This window comes from uncultured Granulicatella sp. (assembly GCF_963545075.1).
Classification (GTDB): domain Bacteria; phylum Bacillota; class Bacilli; order Lactobacillales; family Aerococcaceae; genus Granulicatella.
The window spans coordinates 1-22827 of record NZ_CAUUHX010000010.1; the positions used below are offsets into that span (position 1 = coordinate 1).

The window sequence follows — 22827 nt, forward strand, 5'->3', positions numbered from 1 at the left end:
TTTTGGAAATGACGATCTTCTTCTTTTTGGAGTAAAGCAAGATATAAAATATCAATTAAGAAAAATGAATCGTTACGGCTAGTAATAGCAGATGAACGAATAGTATTTTCGTGTCTTGGAATTTTTAATTGATAAGTACTTAAAGTATCTAGTTGTTGGTTCCCTATTCCTGTAATGGATAAAGTTGGAATAGATAATTCTTTTGCGATTTTAAAAGCAGTAATAACTTCCTTTGTATTAGAAGAATAACTAATACCAATAATAAAATCTTGGTTTGTTGCACCGCTTAGACTAGCAAGTTGGATGTGAGGATCTGTATGGTAAATGATATTTTTGCCGATTCTACTTAATTTGAAATATAAGTCATTACAAACCATTCCTGACGCTCCGACACCGAACATATAAATTCTTCTTGCGGAATGGATTTGTTGAACAATCGTTTCTAGTAATTCATCATTGAGAAGTTCCAATGTCATTTCATAAGAACGCGTAATTGTATGAAATAATTTGGATTGAATCGTTTTAATAGTATCGTGACTATCCAATTGTGCATCGATAGGTTGAGCATTTTGTTGAGCAAGAACTACTTTGAAGCGAGAGTATGATGTGTACCCAATTTTTTTAATATATTTACTAATTGATGAAGATGAAACGCCGATAAGGTTTGCTAAGTCATGAATGCTTGAAGATAGGACAGTAGAAATATTTTGTTCGATATAGCTAGCGATTTTTTTATCGGTTTCTGTTAGAAAGTCTTTCATCGTGTTTGAACCCCCTTATTGGAAATTTTATTTCTAAATTCATTATACTATATTGAAATAAAAATTACAAAAGAGTATAATGAAATCAGAAAAAGCGATTACAAGTCATCTGAGAAAGAAATAGGGATGGAGGTGAAGTTATGGAAAATATTTCAAAATTAATGACGGAACAATCAAATGTAAGAAGCAATAATATAGAAACACAATCTGTAAAAGATATTTTAATATATATGAATGATGAAAATCAGATGATTACAAACGCTATCGAAAAATGTATTCCTTCTATTGAGCAAGTAACGAACGCAGTTATTGAAAGCTTCGAGAAAGGTGGGCGACTCATCTATATCGGAGCGGGTACTTCAGGAAGACTAGGAGTATTAGATGCAAGTGAGTGCCCTCCAACGTTTGGAGTTTCTCCAGAAATGGTCGTTGGGTTAATTGCTGGTGGAGATACAGCGTTGAGAAATGCTATTGAAGGAGCGGAAGATGATGAAGAGTTAGCTCAAAAACAATTAGAAACAATTCATCTTTCAGCAGAAGATGTTGTAATTGGAATTAGTGCAAGTGGCAGGACGCCTTATGTTGTTTCTGGATTAATTTATGCCAGCCAAAAAGGTTGTTTTACAGGAGCAATTTCTAATTCTCCTCAATCGAAAATTAGTCAAGTTGCGACAGTAGGGATTGAAGCTATTACTGGTCCAGAAGTTGTGACAGGTTCAACGAGAATGAAGGCAGGTACTGCTCAAAAAATTATATTAAATATGATTACAACAACAGCAATGATTCGTATTGGTAAAATTTTTAAAGGATATATGGTCGATGTTCAACCAACAAATCAGAAATTAAGACAACGAGCAGCTACTATTTTGGAAAAAGTAACAGGAATTGAAAAAGAAGAGGCTGTTCTGAAGTTAGAAGCAACGGATTATGATTTGAAAGTGGCAATATTATCGCAATTACACGGGATTACACCTGAAGAATCAATAAATTTATTAAAAGAAAATCATATGAACATTGTAAAAGCGATGAAAAAATAAGGGGGTAATTTTATGGAACCGAGAAAAATAGCAGAAGCAATTTTAAATAGTGTTGGGAATAAGGAAAATGTTTATAGCAATTCTACTTGTATGACACGTCTTCGATTAATGGTGTCAGACACATCAAAAATTGATGTAGCATCATTAAGAAATGTCGAAGGGGTTCTAGGTGTAGTAGAAAGAGATGAAGGTGTACAAATTGTTTTAGGACCTGGTAAGGTTACAGAAGTGGGAAGAGAATTTGCCGAGTTGACAGGTATTGCTTTAGGAAGTGTGGATGAAGTAAATGCTGAAGATTTAGCGAAAAAGAATAAAAAAGAAAATAAAGCAGCTCACAACGGCCCAGTACAAAGATTTTTAGAGCATATTGCTAATATTTTTGTTCCACTATTACCAGGGATTATTGCAGCAGGTTTAATTAACGGGATTTCAAATGTTATTAATGTGACAACTGGAAATGCTTATAACTTTGAATGGTGGTATCAAGCGATTCGTACAATGGGTTGGGGACTATTTGGTTTCTTACCGTTATATGTTGGATACAATGCTGCAAAAGAATTTAAAGGAACTCCTATTTTAGGTGCGATTGCAGGGTCTATGTCATTAGGTATTTCTACAATGCCATTGTTATTAAAAACTGATACACAAAATGTTGTATTGCCATTTACTGGGAAACCATTTAACCCAGGTGCTGGTGGTTTGTTAGCAGCTTTAATGATGGGGATTGTAGTAGCTTACTTAGAAAGATGGATTGATAAGAAAATGCCTCAAATGTTAAGAACTTTCTTAACACCATTATGTACTTTAATTATTGGAGCATTTATTTCAATTTTATTGATTCAACCTGCTGGTGCAGCTTTAACACAAGGAATTTATACAGTATTGAATTTTGTTTATGAACAATTAGGTGTTGTAGGTGGATATATTTTAGCAGCAGGCTTCTTGCCGATTGTATCTGTTGGATTACACCAAGCTTTAACTCCAATTCATGTGCTATTAAATGATCCAAATGGACCAAGTGCCGGAATTAACTACTTATTACCAATCTTAATGATGGCTGGTGGCGGTCAAGTTGGTGCAGGTTTAGCTTTATATTTGAAGACAAATAACAAAAAATTAAAACAATTAACAAGAGATTCATTACCTGTAGGTGTTTTAGGAATTGGTGAACCAATGATGTATGCTGTAACTCTTCCTTTAGGAAAACCATTTATCACAGCTTGTTTAGGTTCTGGTTTAGGTGGAGTTTTAGCTGTACTATTTCATTTAGGAACAGTATCTCAAGGAGTATCTGGATTATTTGGGGCATTAATTATGGTCCCTGGAACACAAGTTCAATTCTTGATTGCGATGGTAGGAGCTTATGTAGGAGGATTCATCATCACTTGGTTATTTGGAGTAGATGAAGAAAGAATTAATGAAGTGTATGGAAAATAATCGAAACAAAATTTCATTTGGGCGTTCGATTTATCCTAATTTAGATAGAGAAGTTTTAATAGATATTTTAGAGGAGATGAAAGCTGCGCGACAGTGCGTAGCTTTTACTTCTTTTCAATTGCAAGAATTCCCTATGCAAATTGAACAAATGATGGAATTTATTGAATTAACAGTATCATATGGAGTAAATGTCATCCCGGATATTGCTCATAAAGATTTAACAAAAGAAAATATTTTAACGTTAAAAAAATCGGGTTTGAAATATCTTCGCTTGGATGAATTTGGAGATGAATCTCTTGTCGAGAGGTGCGGTCAGGCTTTTCAATTAGTGGTCAATGCTTCAACTTTCAAAAAAGAAGAAATGCTTGTTTTACAAAAATTAAGACTAAACACTCAAATAATTGCATGTCATAATTATTATCCAAAGGAATATACAGGGATTTCTATTAAAAAATTAGAAAAGATGAATGCATATCTAAAAAGTTTAGGAGCTGAAATTTTAGCGTTTATTCCAGGAGATGCACCATATAGAGGACCAATTCACCAAGGACTACCTACTGTAGAAGAACATCGAAAATGTGATAAGCGTTTCGCGATTTGCGAATTAATAAATGCTCAGACGGATATGGTTATAGTAGGAGATCCTTATGTAAATGAAGAAACTCAAAAAATCTTATCGGATTTCCAAAAAGGTTTTGTAACATTAGAAGCAGTTGTTCCTGAGACGTTAGAAGGAAAGGTTCTTTATGATAGACCAGATGCTAGTGATTATGTTTTTCGAGTGCTTGGAACAAGAGGGATGGAATTGTTATCGGGCGAAAGTTCTGTGAGAAGTCGACGTATTGGAGAAATTAATCAAGCAAATGAGGGTTATGGACGATATCAAGGAGAAGTGGAAATAACAAAACAAGTTTTACCTCCAGATAAACGACAAAATGTAGTAGGGCATATTTTAGAAAAAGAAGTTTTCTTACTGACGCAGTTACCAGAAGGCTATGGAATTGTATTATCAAAAGTTTAAAATGAATCAGTTTAGACTAGTAATGGTTTAAACTGATTTTTTTATAGAAAGGACTTTTCAAATTGTAGCATTAGGACGCTAGCAGCCTCGCAAGCGAGTCTCAAAGTTTCCTGTGCTAGAATCTGTTGTGACAGATTCTAGCGCTCATACTACGGGGAAAGTCCTTTCTATTTTTGGCTTGAGGGAAGAACGTTTAAAAATGGGACTTCTTGATATAGTAGCTGAAGATGTCAGCAGCCTCGTAAGGTGAGTCTCATACCTACTATGGGAAGTTTTTCCCATGCATTCTCATTGCCAATAAAGAACGTACATGTATATAATGACAATGCAAAATAGTATGAAAGAAGGTGTGGAGATGTTTCGAGATGCTACGAGTATGGCGCAAGCGGTTCGGGATAAGCAAGTGAGTCCGTTGGAATTAGTGTTAGAAACGATTGAAAAAGCAGAACGATTGAATCCCACTTTAAATGCGATTGTTTCGACACGTTATGAAGAAGCAATAGAAGAAGCAAAGAAGTTTCAAGTGAATAATCAACCTTTTGTAGGAGTTCCTTTATTTTTAAAAGACTTAGGGCAAGAGAAGAAAGGAACACCTTGTACGTATGGGTCTCGTTTATTTAAAGATTATATTTGTCAGGAGACAAGTCATTTTGTAAAACGGCTTGAAGAATTGGGCTTTATTATATTGGGAAGAACAAATACTCCTGAGTTTGGGTATAAAATGGTGAGTGATGCTCAGTTACATGGTCCTGTTCGTCATTTTTTAGATGAAAGCATTAATGCAGGTGGTTCTAGTGGCGGTGCTGCTGCGATTGTTGCTGGAGGAATTTCTCCTTTAGCTGCTGCAAGTGATGGTGGAGGTTCGATTCGTGTGCCTGCTAGTCATAATGGGTTGATTGGGTTGAAGCCGACTCGTGGGCGTGTTCCGGTGGGACCTGGTTCTTATCGTGGGTGGAATGGAGCGACTGTTCAGTTTGCTTTGACGAAGACGGTAAGAGATACTAGGAATTTGTTGTGGCATTTGCAAACGTGTCAATTAGAAAGTCCATTTCCATTGCCTTTGTTGGAAAAAGAACATTTATTTTCTCCTAAATTCAATCGCCCGTTGAAAGTGGGGATGTTATTAAAGCATCCGATTGGTGGAAATGTTTCTAGTGAAGTGGAACAAGTTGTTCGTCAAATGGCGCAGAAGTTTACATTAGACGGACATGAAGTGAGTGAAATAACAGAAGACCCGATTAATGGAGTTGAGCTTCAAAAAGGGTTTTATCTCATTAGTGGGGCAGAGACTGTTGTGATGTTTCAAAGGATGGAGAAACAATTGCAACGTCCAATGACTCGCTCCGATATGGAATTGATGACATGGGTGATGTATCAAAGTGGGTTAATGGTGACAGGTGCTGATTATGCACGAGTTGCGGGTGATTGGGATCGTTATGCGGAAGTGATGATGCAACTTCATGATACATATGATGTTTTATTATTGCCTACGGTTGCTCATACTGCACCGAAACAAGATGCTTATTCGTTAGATGTTGACTTAATCAAGAAGCTGGAGCATATTCATGAGTTATCACACGAAGAACGTCAAGAGGTTGTATGGAAGATGTTTGAGTCGAGTGTGGAAGACACTCCATTTACGCAACGAATGAATATTACGGGGCAACCAGCGATTAGTCTCCCTGTTGGTTGTTCTAGTGAAGGGATGCCAATTGGAGTGCAATTAGTGGCTGCAAAAGGTAGAGAAGATTTATTGCTAGCAATAGCTGAACAGTGGGAACAAGATGAGTTGTGGAAGTTTTGATAAAGTTGAAAAAATTTCCAGCATAAAGTCAGAAAAGTGATACAATAGAAGTATGTGTGGTTAAGGAAGGTGTTTAAAATTGAAAACAATAGACGCATTGTTTGAACCTTTTACATTGAAGGGAAATATTGTATTAGACAATCGTTTTGTATTATCGCCAATGGTGACAAATTCTTCGACAGAAGAAGGGCATATTACACAAGATGATTTGTTATATGCAAAGAGACGTGCAGGTTCTGCTGCTTTACAAATTACAGGGGCAGCATATGTCAATAAACAAGGGCAACTATTTGAATATGGATTTAGTGCGATGGATGAGTCGGCTATTCCAGGGTTGAAAAAATTAGCTCAGGAAATGAAATCTCAAGGAGCAACGGCTATTTTACAATTAACGCATGCAGGACGTTTTGCTAGTCATGCATTGAATCGAGATAAAACGGTTGTAGGTCCTAGTGCAATGACATTGCAATCGCCATTTCCGCATGAAGTACATGAAATGACAATTGAAGAAATTCATCAAGTGATTGAAGATTATCGTAGTGCCACGAAGATTGCGATTGAAGCAGGTTTTGATGGAGTAGAAATTTCTTCTGCTCAACGATTGTTAATTCAAACATTCTTCTCTACTTTTTCAAATGAGAGAACAGATGAATATGGATCACAATCGTTAGAAAATCGTTCTCGTATTGGGATTGAAGTGTTGAAAGTGGTTCAAGAAACGATTCGACAATATGCAGGGGAAGAGTTTATATTAGGTTTTAGAGCAACTCCGGAAGAAACTAGAGGGAATCAGATTGGATATAGTATTGATGAGTTTTTAGAATTTTTCCATCAAGCTCTAACTATTGCTTCGATTGATTATTTAGCAATTGCCAGTTGGGGGCATGATGTATTTCGAAATAAAATTCGAGCAAAAGGTCCTCATCAAGGAGAATTAGTCAATGCTGTGATTTATAAAGCATTAAAAGGAAAAGTAGCAGTCATTGCTTCTGGGGGTATTAATAGTCAAGAAAAAGCGTTAGAAGCGTTAGAACATGCCGACCTTGTTGGGTTATCGACTCCGTTTATTACAGATCCTGAATTTGCTGTGAAAATTAAAGAAGGTAAATCAGCAGACATTCAATTGTCGATTAAACCGGAGTATTTAGAAGAATTGGCCATTCCACAAGCCGCATTTAAAGATATTGTGCCATTAATGGATTTTGGAGAGTCGCTTCATAAAGATGCTAGAGATTTCTTTAGAAGTTTAGAAGTGAACTATAAGGAGAGAGCTGTCGATGAAAATTAGTGTACTGGATTATGGCGTAGTTGATTTTGGAAAGACAAATGAAGATGCGATTCAAGAAACAATTCAATTAGCGAAACTGGCAGAAGAATTAGGGTATGAACGTTTTTGGGTGGCAGAACATCATGAAGTAAATGCTTTATCGATTAGTGCACCTGAAGTAGTGATTCCAGCGATTGCTTCTCAAACAAAGAGCATTCATGTTGGTTCAGGTGGTATTATGGGCTTGCATTACGCTCCTTATAAGGTAGCAGAAGTGATGCGCTCATTAGAAGTACTGTTTCCAGGCAGAATCGATATCGGATTAGGAAATTCAATTGGAACAAAATCTGTTTCAACGGCTTTGAAAAGTCATTATATGAAACCTCAGTTTGATGAATGGGTAGAGAATTTACAAGAAATAATCCAATCTAATGAAGCTGTTCCTTATACAATGAAAGTTCCAGAACAATTTTTATTAGGAATGGGCGGAGAATCTGTTCATATTGCTGCAAAAAATGGCTTAGGATTCGTTTATGGAATTTTCCCGTATATTCCACAAGAGCCTCTTGTACTTGCAAAAGAATTATCGACGTCTTATCGTAAAGAGTTTCAATCGGTCAATGGGACTGAATCACGCTTTATTTTAGCGGTTTTTGTAGTCATTGCAGATACTGAGGAAAAAGCGGAAGAAATGGCTCAAGCATTAGACTTATGGATGTTAGGGAAACAAGATTTTAGTGAATTTGAAACATTCCCAACTAAAAAAGATGTTGAAACAAGAGAAGTAACTCCGGTAGAAAGAAAAACAATCGAAGACAATCGTCAACGGTTAATTGTTGGGGATTCACGGGCAGTAAAAGAACAACTGGATGCATTATGCCAAGTTTGTAATCCGGATGAATTATTAATGATTCCACTAGTTGGTGGATTTGAAAATCGTAAACGTGCGTTAGAATTACTAGCGCAGTTGTATCAGTAGAAAGGAAGAATACAATGAGAAAATTTGCAAATTTTTTATGGATTGATAAAGAAGGAGACCGTTATACGATTCGTATGACGCCAGAATTACAAGATGATGTGGGTACAATTGGTTTTGTTCAATTTAGCCAAGATGAAGTGTTAGAAGCAGAAGAAGAAATTGTTAGTATTGAAGCTTCTAAAACAGTAATGTCTATTGTGACTCCAATCGGAGGAAAAGTAGTGGAATATAATAAAGCTGCAGTAGACGAACCAACATTATTAAACTCTGAAAAACCAGAAGAACATTGGTTAGTCGTATTAACAGATGTTGATGAAGTGCAATTTATGGCATTAGAAGATGAATAAAGACACGCAAATTCATCGATTACAGCAAATGATTGCTTTTTTGACGGAAGAAAAAGGGGAAGCTATTCCAGATTTGTCTCAAAAATCAGAACCAGAATTAGAAGAAATATGGCGTGGGCTTGTTAATGTTCGACCTGCTGGTGATGTGGATCTTCATTATTTAGAACTGGAAGAGGCTTATTTAAAGCAATATCACACAGGTGCGATAGTTGGAATGGAAAGTTGCCAAGATACAAATGAAGAGAGAATCAAATTATATCATGGAGACTTATGCCATTTAGAAGTGGATGCTATTGTAAATGCAGCGAATAGTGACTTGTTAGGATGTTTTATTCCAAATCATCGTTGTATTGATAATGCAATTCATACGTTTGCAGGAGTCAAGTTAAGAGAATGTTGTCACCAAATCCAACAGGCTCAAGGAAAAAAAGAACCGGTAGGGTCTGTGAAGGTGACACCAAGTTTTCATTTACCATGTAATTATGTTTTTCATACAGTGGGGCCTTTTATTCCCCCTGGGAAGTCCGTTACACCTATTCGGAAACAATTATTAGAGAAATGTTATATTAGTTGCTTGAAGAAAGCAGAAGAAATGAAGTTAGAAAGTATCGCTTTTTGTGGGATTTCAACGGGTCAATTTGGGTTTCCAGTAGAAGAGGCTGCTTCAATTGCAGTTTCGGTTGTAACAGACTGGTCTAAGCAACATGCTTTCCCAGAAACGATTATTTTATCAGCTTTTACAAAGGAAGAACAAATGGCCTATGGGAAATTATTACAATCATAAAATAGAAGGGAGGAGAAACAGTGGAGTGGATTACACCGATACAAGAGATGGAAAGTCAAGCGCAACAATTAAAAAGTTTATTTGAAGAAGCAGATGCGATTGTTGTAGGAATTGGAGCAGGAATGTCTGCTGCGGATGGGTTCACTTATATTGGGGAACGTTTTGAGTCAGCTTTTCCAGATTTTATAGAAAAATATCAATTATTAGATATGTTACAAGCAAGTTTATTTCAATTTGCGAGTTGGGAAGAGTACTGGTCTTTTCAAAGTCGTTTTATTGCATTGAATTACTTAGATCAACCAGTGGGAGCAGCTTATGTAGAGTTGAAAGAAATGCTTGAAACCAAACCTTATCATATTATTACAACGAATGCTGATAATGCCTTTGAAGTAGCGGGATTTGATATGGAAAAAGTATTCCATATTCAAGGAGAATACGGATTGTTACAATGCAGTCAACATTGTCATCCGCAAACTTATCGAAAAGATGAGTTGATTCGTGAAATGATTGCTCAGCAAAAAGATATGAAAGTTCCTTATGAATTAATACCATTTTGTCCAGAATGTGGAGCGCCATTAGAGATTAATAAGCGTAATGCAGAAAAAGGAATGGTGGAGTCTGCAGATTTCTTTGAACAAAAAGCACGTTATGATGCCTTTTTAAAACAATATGAGACAGGAAAAGTGGTTTATTTAGAAATTGGAATTGGATTTACAACACCGCAATTTATTAAAACGCCATTCCAAAAGAAAGTTACAGAAAATCCAAATGCAGTTTATGTGAGCATGAATCATAAACATTATCGAGTGCCTTTAGCCATTCGAAATCGCACCCTGCTATTATCAGATAATATTGCAACATTAATACACGAAACACATCAATTATTAAAGGAAGAAGGAAAGCTTTATGTATTTGATTGAACCAATTAGAAATGGAAAGTATGTTACAGACGGAGCAGTAGCTCTTGCAATGCAAGTGTATGTGCAACAAAATGTATTTTTAGATGATGATATTTTATTCCCTTATTACTGTGATCCAAAAGTGGAAATTGGTAAATTCCAAAATACAGTGGCGGAAGTAAATGAACAATATTTAAAAGAACATAACATTCAAGTCGTTAGAAGAGATACGGGTGGTGGTGCCGTATATGTAGATTCAGGGGCTGTAAATGTTTGTTATTTAATTCAAGATAATGGAGTATTTGGAGATTTCAAGAGAACATATGCACCAGCGATTCAAGCGCTTCATGAATTAGGGGCAACTGGAGTAGAGCAAACGGGTCGAAACGACTTAACAATTGATGGGAAGAAAGTTTCTGGAGCTGCGATGACGATTAGTAATGGTCGTGTGTATGGAGGATATTCTTTACTATTAGATGTTGATTATGATGCGATGGAAAAAGTTTTAAATCCAAATAAAAAGAAATTACAATCAAAAGGGATTCAATCTACAAGAGCAAGAGTAGGTTCGATTCGTCCGCATTTAGCACCAGAATATCAAGATATTACGATTGATGAGTTTAAAAACTTAATGACTTGTAAGTTGTTAGGAATTGATTCCATTGATGAAGCTAAACGTTATGTGCTAACAGAAGAAGATTGGAAAGCCATTGATGATCTGACGACTAAAAAGTATAAAAATTGGGACTGGAATTATGGAGAATCTCCACAATATAGCGACTACCGTGATGGAAGATTTAAAGCAGGAACGATTCAAGTTTACTTAGAAGTCGAACAAGGAAGAATTACAAAATGTAGTATTCGTGGTGATTTCTTCTCTAAACGAGAAATTCAAGATGTAGAAACTCAATTGATTGGGGTTCGTATGGTTGAGGAAGATATTAAAGCTGTATTAGATACATTTGAATTAACAGAATATTTTGGAGCAATCACTTCTGAAGAGTTAACAAAACTCATTTTAGGAGAGTAAGCAAAAAATATTCAAAAATGTAAAAAAATAGTTGACAAGGACTTTTTGTTCCTGTAAACTATTTTCTAGTTGAATGCGACCGAAGACAGTAGGAGGCTTTAGCCTTAATATCCTACCGAGGGAGAACAAGTTGATCTTATTTCTCTATGTCTTTGTGGGCATAGAGAATTTTTTATGCCCTACCTAAAATTCAGGAGGTGAAACACGAAGATGAGTGAAGCAATTATTGCTAAAAAAGCGCAACAAGTTTCTGAAGTTGCTGAACAATTCAAAAACGCAACATCTGTTGTAGTTGTGGATTATTTAGGAATTACAGTAGAACAAGCAACAAACTTACGTACAGAATTACGTAACGCAGGTGTACAATTTGCAGTTGTAAAAAACAGCATCTTATCACGTGCAGCTAAAGAAGCTGGTTTAGAAGGAATGGATGACATTTTCAAAGGACCATCAGCTGTAGCTTTCAGTAACGATGACGTAATCGCTCCTGCTAAAATCTTAGCTGACTTTGCTAAAAAAGTTGAAGCTTTAGAAATTAAAGCAGGTGTAATCGAAGGTAAAGTTTCTTCTAAAGAAGAAATCGAAGCTCTTGCAAAATTACCAAACCGCGAAGGCTTACTATCAATGCTATTATCAGTATTACAAGCACCAGTTCGCAACACTGCATTGGCATTCAAAGCCGTTGCAGATCAAAAAGATGGCGCAGCTGCTTAAAGTTAGCTAGCTAATCAACAAAATATAAAAATTAATTAACCAAAATGGAGGAATTTTAAAATGGCATTAAACATTGAACAAATCATTGCTGACATTAAAGAAGCAACTGTATTAGAATTAAACGACTTAGTAAAAGCAATCGAAGAAGAATTTGGCGTAACAGCAGCAGCTCCTGTAGCTGTAGTAGCTGGTGGCGCTGGTGAAGCTGCTGAAGAAAAATCAGACTTCACTGTAGAATTAACATCTGCAGGCGACAACAAAATTAAAGTAATTAAAGTTGTTCGTGAAGCTACTGGTTTAGGATTAAAAGAAGCTAAAGCTTTAGTTGATGGCGCTCCTGGCGTATTAAAAGAAGGCGTAGCTAAAGAAGAAGCAGAAGCATTAAAAGCTCAATTAGAAGAAGTTGGAGCTTCTGTAACATTAAAATAATTTTTAATGACACTTTCGAGGTCGGACGATTATGTCCGGCCTTTTTTGTTGCCTAAAAATGAATGTTTTAAGTAGAATTGAACAAAATCGTTCGTTTTTAATCAAAATATTATGGTTATGCCTATTGATTTTATAGATTTTAAGTATTAAAATACAGATATTCTTTACGAAGTGTATTTGGAATATATGCTTTTGTAGAGGATGCAAGAGTGTGAGGAAGTAAGAAAACTATTTTGATTATAGGAGGACTTATGAAATTACTGGAAGAACGTATTTTGAAAGATGGTCATGTTTTAGGTGAAAATATTCTTAAAGTGGATTCGTTTTTGACACACCAAGTAGATATTCGTCTAATGCATGAGATTGGTGAAGTTTTTGCAGAAAAATTTGCCAATGCGGGGATTACGAAGGTTGTAACAATTGAAGCATCAGGAATTGCTCCGGCGATTTATGTTGCTGATAAATTGAATGTTCCAATGATTTTTGCAAAGAAATCTAAAAACATTACAATGAATGAAGAAGTGCTAACTGCCGAAGTATATTCCTTTACTAAAAAAGTAAGTAATACGGTATCTATTGCCGGTAAATATCTTTCTGCGGAAGATAAGGTATTGATTATTGATGACTTCTTAGCGAATGGTCAAGCTGCTAAAGGATTGATTGAAATCATTGAACAAGCAGGTGCTAAAGTAGAAGCGGTAGGAATTGTCATTGAAAAATCATTCCAAGAGGGTCGTGGATTGATCGAAGAGGCTGGATATCCAGTAATATCATTAGCTCGAATTGAACGTTTTGAAAATGGGAATGTTATTTTTAAGGAGGCAGATTTATAATGCAACAACAAAAGCACTCGCAAGCAGCAGTTTTAGGCTTACAACATTTATTAGCAATGTATTCAGGTTCTATTCTTGTTCCTCTAATGATTGCTACAGCTTTAGGATATTCTAGTGAACAATTAACGTATTTGATTTCTACAGATATTTTCATGTGTGGGGTTGCTACATTATTACAACTTCAATTAAATAAACACTTTGGGGTAGGTCTTCCAATCGTATTAGGGGTAGCGTTTCAATCTGTTGCTCCATTAATTATTATTGGTAAAAGTCATGGTAGTGGTGCCATGTTTGGTGCATTAATTGTTTCGGGGATTTATGTCATTTTAGTATCAGGTATTTTTTCTAAATTAGCAAACTACTTCCCGTCAATCGTAACAGGTTCTGTTATTACTACTATTGGTTTAACATTAATTCCAGTAGCAATTGGGAATATGGGAAATAACTCTCCAGAGCCAACTTCACAAAGCTTATTATTAGCTATAATTACAGTTGTCATTATTCTTTTAATTAATATTTTTACAAAAGGATTTATCAAATCGATTTCGATTTTAATTGGGCTAATTGTTGGAACAGTTGTTGCAGCAAGTATGGGCTTGGTTGATTTTTCACCGGTACAGCAAGCGGCTGTTGTTCATGTTCCATCTGTATTTTATTTTGGAATGCCGACTTTTGAATTGTCATCTATTGCAATGATGTGTATTATTGCGACAGTTTCAATGGTAGAGTCTACAGGGGTTTATATGGCTTTGTCCAATATTACTGGTGAAAATATTGATGCAACTCGTCTTCGTAATGGGCTTCGTGCTGAAGGGATGGCAGTGTTACTTGGCGGAATGTTTAATACATTTCCATACACAGGATTTTCTCAAAATGTTGGATTAGTAAAAATTTCTGGAGTAAAAAATCGTCTTCCAATCTACTACGCTGCAATCTTTTTAATTATTTTAGGTTTATTGCCTAAGTTTGGAGCATTAGCGCAAATTATTCCTAGTCCTGTTATTGGGGGAGCGATGGTTGTGATGTTTGGTTTTGTATCGCTTCAAGGGATGCAAGTATTATCAACGGTCGATTTTGTTAATAATGAGCATAACTTTTTAATCGCAGCGATTTCCATTAGTATGGGTGTTGGATTTAACAATAGTAATTTATTTATTAGCATGCCAACTGCAGTTCAAATGTTTTTCTCAAATGGGATTGTAGTAGCGAGTGTCGTAGCAATTTTCTTAAATACTGTGTTAAATCGAAAGAAAAATTAGAGAAACTTATAAAATTTATCAGAGAAGGTCTTGAGGATCTTCTCTTTTTTGTGTTTCAGAAAAAAAGAGATATAATAGTGAGTGCGATTGGAGAAAGATACATGAAAGATTTACAATTTTATTTAGAATTAGAAGACAAGGAATGGGAAAGAATAGGTGAACAAAAGGATCGCCATTGTGCAAGAGCGATTGTTGTGGATGATGAAGACCAGTTTTATTTTGTTCAAATTACTAGAGATGATTTATTTGGATTGGGAACTTATATCGAAACTGCCGGTGGAGGTTTAGAAGAAAATGAAAATGCAGAAGAAGCAGTGGTAAGAGAAGTTAAGGAAGAATTAGGTATCGAAAGTGAACTGCTATGTAAAATCGGGATTGTGAGTGACTATTATCACGCAGTGAATCGTCATAATATTAACCATTATTATTTATGTAAAATGAAGAGTCGTGGAGAACAAGAATTATTAGATTATGAAAAGAATGATTTTCAAATGAAGGTATTAATGCTTGGGTATGAAGAAGCGGTGAAACTATATGAAGCACAAACAGATAAAAAACTAGGAAGATTATTAACGAATCGTGAGTTACCCATTTTAAAAGTAGCTAAACAATGGTTGGATGAAAATCAATAGGAGGAGAGAAAAGTGAATCAATCCTATTATGCTTTTAAAATGTTGACGCATGTATTAAATGCAAATCAAATAAAGTTGCCACCAGATGAATTTAAAGGAATATTAGAAGCGTTGCAAGATGGTCATTTAAGTGAAGTGAAAAAGAGCTTTTCTCCATTAGGGAAATTAGTTGCAAGAGTGTTTGAGGTAGAACTGCTAAATGCTCATCAATATTATTTTGTAGAATGGGGAAATCAAGCGATAGCTGTTTCGAGTAGTGCGGATTTGTTAGCGGTATTAGTAAAAGCTGCGCCGGAACAACCAGAGATTCGAATTTGTACAGAGAAATAGAAGATAAGTTTGAAATGCGAATTTATCATCTGAATGAAATGTTTTTCATGGTAATTTAATAATTTCAAAACGAAAAAATATTTTGCAAACAAAATGAAAGATATGGTAAAATACTCGCGTATGTACGAAGGTGCATAAAAATATAAATAGAAAAGGGGTTAATTTTTAGATGTCATCAGCTGAAATTCTAAAAGTTTTAACAGCGCCAACATTTGTGGCAGCAATCTTTTCAACAATTTCTATTATTTTAGTAGGATATATTATCCGCAAAAAAGGGATTGTTGATGCGAATAGCGGGAAAGTTATTAGTAACTTAGTTTTAACGGTTGCGATTCCTGCGTTAGCGTTTAAAGCATTTATGCAAGATATCAAACAAGAAACATTTACAACAGGGTTAAATGTATTTATCTTTGGTTTTATTGCATATGTTATTTTAATTGGTTTAGGAGAATTGTTCTTCATGAAAGAGAAAGGTGATCGTAAAACAACTCTTTCTGTTTTAACAACATTCGGTTCAACAACATTCTTCGGTATTCCAATTATTAACGGATTACTAGGAGCAACTGGTACATTATATGCGAATATTTTCAACTTAGCTTATCGTGTATTCTTATATTCATATGGATTAATTCGTATGAGTGGTATGAAATTTGAAAAGAAAAACTTAAAATTAATTTTTGGAAATATTATCGTAATTGCAACTTTTGCTGGTTTATTAATTTGGGTATTCCAAGGTTCATTACCACAAGTTGCTGTAATGGAAAAAGATAAAGAAATTATGGTAGCTTTCTTACGTATTGATAAAACAGCTCCATGGTTATTTAAAGCTATTTCTTATTTAGCTGATTTAAGCTCACCATTAGCTTGGTTAGCAATCGGTATTACATTAGGAAATATTTCTTTAGGTGATGCTGTAAAAGAACGTGCAGTTTGGTTCTATAGTTTAGTGAAATTATTAGTAGTTCCAGCTATCTTTGTAGCAATTATTTTTGCGGTACGTCCATTCTTACCAATGGGTTATGAAGCTGCAATGGGTATTATTATTATGCTTGCAACACCACCTGCAACAGTAGCAGTAGCTTATGCGATTAAATATGATCGTGAAGCAGTTTTAGCAAGTAATGCATCGTTATTAGCAACAGTATTAAGTGTTGCAGCAGTAGTATTCTGGATTGTATTAGGATCAGTTATTTTAAAAGGTCTATAATCTAGATTAAAATTAAATAAAATAAAAATAGAAAAGCAGATTCTGGTGAAAAGAGTTTGCTTTTCTATTTCAATATTGGAGGAAGAAAATGAAAGTATTAGCATACGGAGTTCGTGATGTAGAAAAACCAATTTTCGAAGCGGTGAATGCAAAATTTGGTTATGAATTAGTAACAACACCTGAATATTTAAATTCAGCAGAAACAGCACGATTAGCAGAAGGTTGTCAAGCAGTAATCTTACGTGGAAATTGCTGGGCGAATAAAGAAAATTTAGATATTTATAAAGAGTTAGGCGTTAAATATGTGATTACTCGTACAGTAGGGGTAAACCACATTGATGCAGCTTACGCACGTGAATTAGGATTTAAATTAGGATATGTTCCATTCTATTCACCAAATGCGATTAGTGAGTTAGCTGTAACACTAGCAATGACGTTATTAAGAAATGTTGCTTATACAGTTTCAAAAACAAGCAAACAAGATTTTCGTGTAGATGCACAAATGTTTGCTAAAGAAATTCGTAACTGTACAGTTGGTGTAGTAGGAATTGGTCGTATTGGTTTAACAACAGCAAGCTTATTCAAAGGATTAGGCGCTAAAGTTTTAGCATATGATGCATTCCCTAAAGAAGGCGTAGAAGATATTTGTACTCAAGTATCTTTAGATGAATTATTAGCGAATTCAGATGTCATTAGTATTCATGCACCATATATTCCAGCAAATGGTAAAGTAATTACAAAAGACTTTATTAACAAAATGAAAAAAGGCGCTATCTTAGTAAACACAGCTCGTGGTGAGTTACAAGATGTTGACGCTATTATCGAAGCGGTTGAATCAGGTCACTTATCAGGTGTAGGTTTAGACGTATTAGAAGGCGAAAGTGCAGTATTCTTTAAAGACTTACAAGGTCAAACAATCGAAGATCCTGCAGTTGCAAAATTAGTAGACTTATACCCTCGTGTATTAATTACTCCTCATATGGGAAGTTATACAGATGAAGCAGTATTAAACATGATTGAAACAAGTTTCGAAAATATTAAAGAATATGAAGAAACAGATAAATGTAAATTTGATATTCAATGTTAATTGAGAAAGAACACTCTAGGTGAAAGCTTAGAGTGTTTTTTTAATGACTTTAGTCATGGTAAGTAGTGACTTTAGGCACTAAACGATAAGGGAAGAATTAGGTATACTAAACATGTAAAAACGTAAAGGAAGTGATTGGAATGACAGAAGTAAAAGAAAATAACAAAATGAAAAAAATATTTAAAAACTTATTCTGGTTTTATGTTGCAGTGTTAACGATATTAATGGTGAAAGTATTCGTTGGTGGAGAATCAGTTATTGAATACGTAACAGGAGAAAAGTTTGTACTCTTCATTCCGATATTACTCGGAGTGATTTCAGAAGAAGTTTAAGGAGGAATAACAATGAGAAAAGATGAGAATAGTAAAGAAAAACAAGTGAATATTACAGGAAGAACAATTTGGGCAGCGGTACTCATTATCAATGTAATCCTAATTTTGATTAAACTGTTTAATGTGTTTTATTTCAAACATTCATTTGGAGAAGAATTTAATTATACTTATTTCATGTCTCTGTTTCCAACTTTCTTTTTATTCGCAGTGACAGCTAGTACTGAAAAAGAAAAAAGTGAAAGTTAAAAAGTCGTAGAAGTGTAAGGAGGAATCACTATGAGAAAAGATGAAAATGGTAAAGAAAAACAAGTGAATATTACAGGGAGAACAATTTGGGCAGCGGTACTCATTATCAATGCGATCCTAATTTTGATTAAACTGTTTAATGTGTTTTATTTTAAACATTCGCTTGGAGAAGAATTTAATTATACTTATTTCATGTTACTGCTTCCGACTTTCCTTTTATTCATAGTAACGGATAGTAATGAAAAAGAGAAAAAATAATTCAATTTGAAAGAAAACATGTAAGGAGGAATAAGGATGAGAAAAGAAGAGACTGGTAAAGAAAAACAAGTAGTTATTACCGGGAGAAGAATTTGGACTGCAGCTATTATTATCAATGTCATTCCAGTTTTGATAAAATTGTTTAATGTGTTGTACTATAAATATTCGTTTGGAGAAGAGTTTAATGCTACTTATTCCATCTTACTGTTTACGATTTTATTTTTATTCATAGTGACAGCTATTGTTGAAAGAAAGAAAAAATAAAATTTTTAAAAATAAATTTTTGAAGTATAAAAATTGTATTGGTTTTCAAGAATTTTAAGGCTTCAAACGAAACAGCTAGAAACGTTGAAATAACAATGTTTCTAGCTGTTTTTTAACAGAAAAGAAACACACGGCGGCGTTTGTATAAAAAAAGATTGATAAATCAACAAAAAAAGCTTGCATTTTTATAAATTAGCATGTATACTATTAAAAGTGTCGTAGGGGGATAAGTATGCCCACGTGCGATACCCCCTGTAAAGGAAACAGGGGTAGCTATGAAACGAGAGGTTGCGACACACCCGGACGCTTTGCCACGAAAGGGAAACGTCGGAAATTCGCGTGGAGCTAGTCTTATGACAACATTAGACGAAGGAGGAAAGAAAATGGCAAAACAAAAAATCCGTATCCGTTTGAAAGCTTACGAACACCGTGCGCTTGATCAATCAGCGGAAAAAATCGTAGAAACAGCAAAAAGAACTGGTGCTAGCGTAGCTGGTCCAATTCCATTGCCTACAGAAAGATCGCTATATACAGTTATTCGTGCGACTCACAAATATAAAGATTCTCGCGAACAATTTGAAATGCGTACTCACAAACGTTTGATTGACATTGTCAATCCAACACCAAAAACTGTTGATGCCTTAATGAAACTTGATTTACCAAGTGGCGTTGACATCGAAATCAAATTATAATTTATAGAAAAATGGAGGTGTAACCATGACCAAAGGAATCTTAGGCAAAAAAGTAGGGATGACTCAATACTTTACAGAAGCAGGTGAACTTATTCCTGTAACAGTTGTAGAAGTAACTCCAAACGTTGTTCTTCAATTAAAAACAATCGAAAACGACGGTTACGAAGCTGTTCAATTAGGTTTCGACGACTTACGTGAAGTTTTATCAAATCGCCCTGCAAAAGGTCATGTAGCAAAAGCAAATGCTACTCCTAAGCGCTTCATTCGTGAATTCAACAATGTCGAGCTTAGCGAGTACGAAGTAGGACAAGAAATCACTGTGGATGTATTTAAAGCAGGTGACATCGTTGACGTAACAGGAACATCTAAAGGAAAAGGTTTCCAAGGTGCGATTAAACGTCATGGTCAATCTCGTGGACCAATGGCTCACGGTTCTCGTTACCACCGTCGTCCTGGTTCAATGGGTGGAGCATCATTCCCATCACGCGTATTCAAAGGTAAAGCTTTACCTGGACAAATGGGTGGCAACCGTATCACTATTCAAAATCTTGAAGTGGTTAAAGTTGATGCAGAACGTAACGTTATCTTAATCAAAGGTAATGTACCAGGATCTAAAAAATCATTAGTAGAAATTAAAACAGCTATTAAATCAAAATAATTCAGTAAGGAAGGAGGAACGAGAGAATGACAAAAGTTACATTATACAAACAAGATGGAACAACAAATGGAGAAATTGAGTTAAACTCAGACATCTTCGGAATTGAACCAAATGAAAATGTAGTATTCGACGCAGTAATCATGCAACGCGCTTCATTACGTCAAGGAACTCACGCAGTTAAAAACCGTAGTGCAGTAAGCGGAGGCGGCCGTAAACCATGGCGCCAAAAAGGAACTGGTCGTGCTCGTCAAGGATCAATCCGTTCACCACAATGGCGTGGCGGAGGTATTGTATTCGGACCAACACCTCGTTCATATAGTTACAAATTACCAAGAAAAGTACGTCGCTTAGCGATTAAATCAGTATTATCACAAAAAGTATTAGATCAAAAGCTTGTTGTAGTGGAAGCATTACAATTCGACGCACCAAAAACAAAAGAGTTTGCACAAGTATTAGCTAACTTAAAAGTTGACACAAAAGTGTTAGTAGTTGTTGAATCTTCAAACGAATTTGCACAATTAGCTGCACGTAACATTCCAAACGTAACAGTTGTTGACGAAACACAAGTTACTGTTTTAGATGTTGTAAACAACGATAAATTAGTATTAACACAAGCTGCTCTTTCTAAAGTAGAGGAGGGACTTCAATAATGGATGCACGTGACGTAATCAAACGCCCAATCATTACTGAAGCTTCAATGCTTGCTACTGACGAAAAGAAATATACTTTCGAAGTAGACGTACGCGCAAACAAAATCGAAGTACGTCAAGCCGTAGAAGAAATTTTTGGTGTTAAAGTAGAAAAAGTTAACATCTTAAATGTACGTGCTAAATTCAAACGTGTTGGCCGCTATGCTGGTTACACAAACAAACGTCGTAAAGCAATCGTGAAGCTTACAAAAGACTCAAAAGATATTCAAATCTTCGCTGAAGAAGCATAATCTTCGAAGCAAAACTACTACTATATAGGAGGAATTAGACGTGGCGATTAAAAAATATAATCCAACCTCAAACGGCCGTCGTAATATGACAGGTTATGATTTCAGCGAAATTACAAAGTCAACACCAGAAAAAACTTTGTTAGAATCATCAAAAAACAACGCTGGTCGTAACAGCCAAGGTAAAATCACTGTACGTCACCAAGGTGGCGGACACAAACGTGCTTATCGTGTGATTGACTTCAAACGTAACAAAGATAACGTTGAAGGAGTTGTTCACTCAATCGAGTACGATCCAAACCGTTCAGCAAATATTGCTTTAATTCACTATGTTGATGGTGTGAAAGCATATATCATTGCTCCAAAAGGTTTACAAGTAGGACAACGTATCGAATCAGGCGTTAACGCTGATATTAAAGTAGGTAATGCATTACCATTAGGAAACATTCCAGTCGGTACTGTTATCCACAACATTGAAACAAAACCAGGTAAAGGCGGACAATTAGTTCGTTCAGCTGGTACAAGTGCTCAAGTACTTGGTCAAGAAGGTAAATACACTTTAGTTCGTTTGAACTCAGGTGAAGTTCGTATGATCTTAGCAACTTGCCGTGCAACAATCGGTACTGTTGGTAATGAACAACATGAATTAATTAATATTGGTAAAGCTGGTCGTGCTCGTTGGAAACGTAAACGTCCAGAAGTTCGTGGATCTGTAATGAACCCTAACGATCACCCACACGGTGGTGGTGAAGGTCGTGCTCCAATCGGACGTCCAACACCAGTATCTCCATGGGGTAAACCAGCTCTTGGATACAAGACTCGCAGCAAGAAAGCTCGTTCAAACAAACTTATTGTTCGTGGTCGTAAAAAATAATTATTAAAACAAATCTGATTCTATTAAAATTTTGGAAGGAGGATTTCCATAATGGGTCGTAGTTTGAAAAAAGGACCTTTCGTCGATGAACATTTGATGAAAAAGGTTGAAGCAGCTCAAGGAAGCGACAAAAAAGTAGTGATCAAAACTTGGTCTCGTCGTTCAACAATTTTCCCAAACTTTGTTGGACAAACAATTGCTGTATATGACGGCAGAAAACATGTTCCAGTTTATATTCAAGAAGACATGGTAGGACACAAACTTGGTGAATTCGCACCAACAAGAACTTACCGTGGTCATGCAAATGATGATAAGAAGAGTAAACGTAAATAACGAGGGGAGGACTTAAACTATGTCAGAACAAATCACATCTGCAAAAGCAGTTGCAAAAACAGTTCGTATTGCGCCTCGTAAAGCTCGTCTTGTTGTCGATCTAATTAGAGGTAAAAAAATCGGTGATGCAATTTCAATCTTGAAATTCACACCACGTGCAGCTTCACCAATCGTAGAAAAAGTATTGATGTCTGCAATCGCAAATGCTGAACACAATTTCGACTTAGATGTTGAAAACTTATATGTAAGCGAAGCATACGTGAACGAAGGACCAACAATGAAACGTTTCCGTCCACGTGCTAAAGGTTCAGCTTCACAAATCTTAAAACGCACAAGCCACATCACTGTAGTGGTATCAGAGAAGAAGGAGGGATAA

The 22827-nt window shown here is 35.5% G+C and carries 30 protein-coding genes and 1 other annotated feature; of the genes, 29 read left to right on the forward strand and 1 reads right to left on the reverse strand.

The window, feature by feature from the left end; translation table 11 throughout:
- A partial coding sequence (locus tag RWZ86_RS02425) for a MurR/RpiR family transcriptional regulator (protein ID WP_314679725.1) occupies positions 1 to 761 on the reverse strand: 761 nt, incomplete at its 3' end.
- 140 nt (positions 762 to 901) lie between these two features.
- Here RWZ86_RS02425 and murQ point away from each other — a divergent pair.
- The 29 genes from murQ (at position 902) to rplV (ending at position 22827) form a co-directional block, all read left to right on the forward strand.
- Positions 902 to 1798 (forward strand): N-acetylmuramic acid 6-phosphate etherase, encoded by an 897-nt coding sequence (gene murQ, locus RWZ86_RS02430; RefSeq protein WP_314679728.1) that lies wholly within the window; start codon positions 902 to 904, stop codon positions 1796 to 1798.
- Between the two features lie 12 nt (positions 1799 to 1810).
- On the forward strand, positions 1811 to 3235 hold the full coding sequence (locus RWZ86_RS02435) for a PTS transporter subunit EIIC (RefSeq protein ID WP_314679730.1): 1425 nt from the start codon (positions 1811 to 1813) through the stop codon (positions 3233 to 3235).
- Positions 3201 to 4256 (forward strand): MupG family TIM beta-alpha barrel fold protein, encoded by a 1056-nt coding sequence (locus RWZ86_RS02440; protein WP_314679732.1) that lies wholly within the window; start codon positions 3201 to 3203, stop codon positions 4254 to 4256. Before RWZ86_RS02435 ends, RWZ86_RS02440 begins: the two co-directional genes overlap by 35 nt.
- A 355-nt stretch (positions 4257 to 4611) precedes the next feature.
- Positions 4612 to 6060: an amidase gene (locus RWZ86_RS02445; RefSeq protein WP_314679733.1), complete on the forward strand. Its 1449-nt coding sequence runs from the start codon at positions 4612 to 4614 to the stop codon at positions 6058 to 6060.
- Positions 6061 to 6139: 79 nt separating this feature from the next.
- Complete coding sequence (locus tag RWZ86_RS02450) at positions 6140 to 7348, forward strand: NADH-dependent flavin oxidoreductase (RefSeq protein WP_314679734.1); 1209 nt, start codon at positions 6140 to 6142, stop codon at positions 7346 to 7348.
- Entirely contained in the window at positions 7338 to 8306 is a 969-nt protein-coding gene (locus RWZ86_RS02455) for an MsnO8 family LLM class oxidoreductase (RefSeq protein WP_314679736.1), read from the forward strand. The genes RWZ86_RS02450 and RWZ86_RS02455 overlap by 11 nt, the downstream gene beginning before the upstream one ends.
- A 14-nt stretch (positions 8307 to 8320) precedes the next feature.
- The gene (locus tag RWZ86_RS02460; protein WP_314679738.1) at positions 8321 to 8653 is read left to right on the forward strand and encodes a glycine cleavage system protein H; all 333 of its coding nucleotides are present in this window, start codon (positions 8321 to 8323) and stop codon (positions 8651 to 8653) included.
- On the forward strand, positions 8646 to 9437 hold the full coding sequence (locus tag RWZ86_RS02465; protein WP_314679739.1) for a protein-ADP-ribose hydrolase: 792 nt from the start codon (positions 8646 to 8648) through the stop codon (positions 9435 to 9437). Before RWZ86_RS02460 ends, RWZ86_RS02465 begins: the two co-directional genes overlap by 8 nt.
- A 47-nt stretch (positions 9438 to 9484) precedes the next feature.
- Entirely contained in the window at positions 9485 to 10357 is an 873-nt protein-coding gene (locus RWZ86_RS02470) for an NAD-dependent deacetylase (protein ID WP_314679780.1), read from the forward strand.
- The gene (locus tag RWZ86_RS02475; RefSeq protein WP_314679741.1) at positions 10344 to 11366 is read left to right on the forward strand and encodes a lipoate--protein ligase; all 1023 of its coding nucleotides are present in this window, start codon (positions 10344 to 10346) and stop codon (positions 11364 to 11366) included. Before RWZ86_RS02470 ends, RWZ86_RS02475 begins: the two co-directional genes overlap by 14 nt.
- 61 nt (positions 11367 to 11427) lie before the next feature.
- Positions 11428 to 11548: a sequence feature (ribosomal protein L10 leader region), on the forward strand.
- A 28-nt stretch (positions 11549 to 11576) separates the two neighbouring features.
- Positions 11577 to 12080, forward strand: a complete 504-nt coding sequence (gene rplJ / locus RWZ86_RS02480; RefSeq protein WP_314679743.1) for a 50S ribosomal protein L10 — start codon at positions 11577 to 11579, stop codon at positions 12078 to 12080.
- A gap of 60 nt (positions 12081 to 12140) precedes the next feature.
- Positions 12141 to 12509, forward strand: coding sequence for a 50S ribosomal protein L7/L12 (gene rplL / locus RWZ86_RS02485; protein WP_314404815.1), 369 nt, complete (start codon positions 12141 to 12143; stop codon positions 12507 to 12509).
- Between the two features lie 251 nt (positions 12510 to 12760).
- Positions 12761 to 13342, forward strand: a complete 582-nt coding sequence (locus RWZ86_RS02490; protein ID WP_314679745.1) for a xanthine phosphoribosyltransferase — start codon at positions 12761 to 12763, stop codon at positions 13340 to 13342.
- Positions 13339 to 14601 (forward strand): nucleobase:cation symporter-2 family protein, encoded by a 1263-nt coding sequence (locus RWZ86_RS02495; protein WP_314679782.1) that lies wholly within the window; start codon positions 13339 to 13341, stop codon positions 14599 to 14601. The genes RWZ86_RS02490 and RWZ86_RS02495 overlap by 4 nt, the downstream gene beginning before the upstream one ends.
- A 101-nt stretch (positions 14602 to 14702) precedes the next feature.
- Entirely contained in the window at positions 14703 to 15233 is a 531-nt protein-coding gene (locus tag RWZ86_RS02500; RefSeq protein WP_314679746.1) for an NUDIX hydrolase, read from the forward strand.
- A gap of 12 nt (positions 15234 to 15245) precedes the next feature.
- Positions 15246 to 15563: a hypothetical protein gene (locus RWZ86_RS02505; RefSeq protein ID WP_314679748.1), complete on the forward strand. Its 318-nt coding sequence runs from the start codon at positions 15246 to 15248 to the stop codon at positions 15561 to 15563.
- A 169-nt stretch (positions 15564 to 15732) separates the two neighbouring features.
- On the forward strand, positions 15733 to 16770 hold the full coding sequence (locus RWZ86_RS02510; protein WP_314679749.1) for an AEC family transporter: 1038 nt from the start codon (positions 15733 to 15735) through the stop codon (positions 16768 to 16770).
- An 88-nt stretch (positions 16771 to 16858) separates the two neighbouring features.
- Positions 16859 to 17857 (forward strand): 2-hydroxyacid dehydrogenase, encoded by a 999-nt coding sequence (locus RWZ86_RS02515; protein WP_314679751.1) that lies wholly within the window; start codon positions 16859 to 16861, stop codon positions 17855 to 17857.
- Between the two features lie 140 nt (positions 17858 to 17997).
- Positions 17998 to 18189: a hypothetical protein gene (locus tag RWZ86_RS02520; RefSeq protein WP_314355066.1), complete on the forward strand. Its 192-nt coding sequence runs from the start codon at positions 17998 to 18000 to the stop codon at positions 18187 to 18189.
- Between the two features lie 12 nt (positions 18190 to 18201).
- On the forward strand, positions 18202 to 18435 hold the full coding sequence (locus RWZ86_RS02525; RefSeq protein ID WP_314679752.1) for a hypothetical protein: 234 nt from the start codon (positions 18202 to 18204) through the stop codon (positions 18433 to 18435).
- Positions 18436 to 18465: 30 nt separating this feature from the next.
- The gene (locus RWZ86_RS02530) at positions 18466 to 18693 is read left to right on the forward strand and encodes a hypothetical protein (RefSeq protein WP_314679754.1); all 228 of its coding nucleotides are present in this window, start codon (positions 18466 to 18468) and stop codon (positions 18691 to 18693) included.
- A gap of 36 nt (positions 18694 to 18729) precedes the next feature.
- Positions 18730 to 18957, forward strand: a complete 228-nt coding sequence (locus RWZ86_RS02535) for a hypothetical protein (RefSeq protein WP_314679755.1) — start codon at positions 18730 to 18732, stop codon at positions 18955 to 18957.
- A gap of 383 nt (positions 18958 to 19340) precedes the next feature.
- Positions 19341 to 19649: a 30S ribosomal protein S10 gene (gene rpsJ, locus RWZ86_RS02540; protein WP_039849279.1), complete on the forward strand. Its 309-nt coding sequence runs from the start codon at positions 19341 to 19343 to the stop codon at positions 19647 to 19649.
- 25 nt (positions 19650 to 19674) lie between these two features.
- Entirely contained in the window at positions 19675 to 20307 is a 633-nt protein-coding gene (gene rplC, locus RWZ86_RS02545) for a 50S ribosomal protein L3 (RefSeq protein ID WP_006703267.1), read from the forward strand.
- Positions 20308 to 20333: 26 nt separating this feature from the next.
- Entirely contained in the window at positions 20334 to 20957 is a 624-nt protein-coding gene (gene rplD, locus RWZ86_RS02550) for a 50S ribosomal protein L4 (protein ID WP_227932295.1), read from the forward strand.
- Positions 20957 to 21247: a 50S ribosomal protein L23 gene (gene rplW / locus RWZ86_RS02555; protein ID WP_006703269.1), complete on the forward strand. Its 291-nt coding sequence runs from the start codon at positions 20957 to 20959 to the stop codon at positions 21245 to 21247. Before rplD ends, rplW begins: the two co-directional genes overlap by 1 nt.
- Positions 21248 to 21287: 40 nt before the next feature.
- Positions 21288 to 22118: a 50S ribosomal protein L2 gene (gene rplB, locus RWZ86_RS02560; RefSeq protein WP_314111474.1), complete on the forward strand. Its 831-nt coding sequence runs from the start codon at positions 21288 to 21290 to the stop codon at positions 22116 to 22118.
- Between the two features lie 51 nt (positions 22119 to 22169).
- Positions 22170 to 22451, forward strand: coding sequence for a 30S ribosomal protein S19 (gene rpsS, locus RWZ86_RS02565; protein WP_006703273.1), 282 nt, complete (start codon positions 22170 to 22172; stop codon positions 22449 to 22451).
- A 19-nt stretch (positions 22452 to 22470) separates the two neighbouring features.
- Positions 22471 to 22827 carry a 50S ribosomal protein L22 gene (gene rplV, locus RWZ86_RS02570; protein ID WP_006703275.1) on the forward strand — a complete coding sequence of 119 codons (357 nt, stop codon included), beginning with the start codon at positions 22471 to 22473 and terminating at the stop codon, positions 22825 to 22827.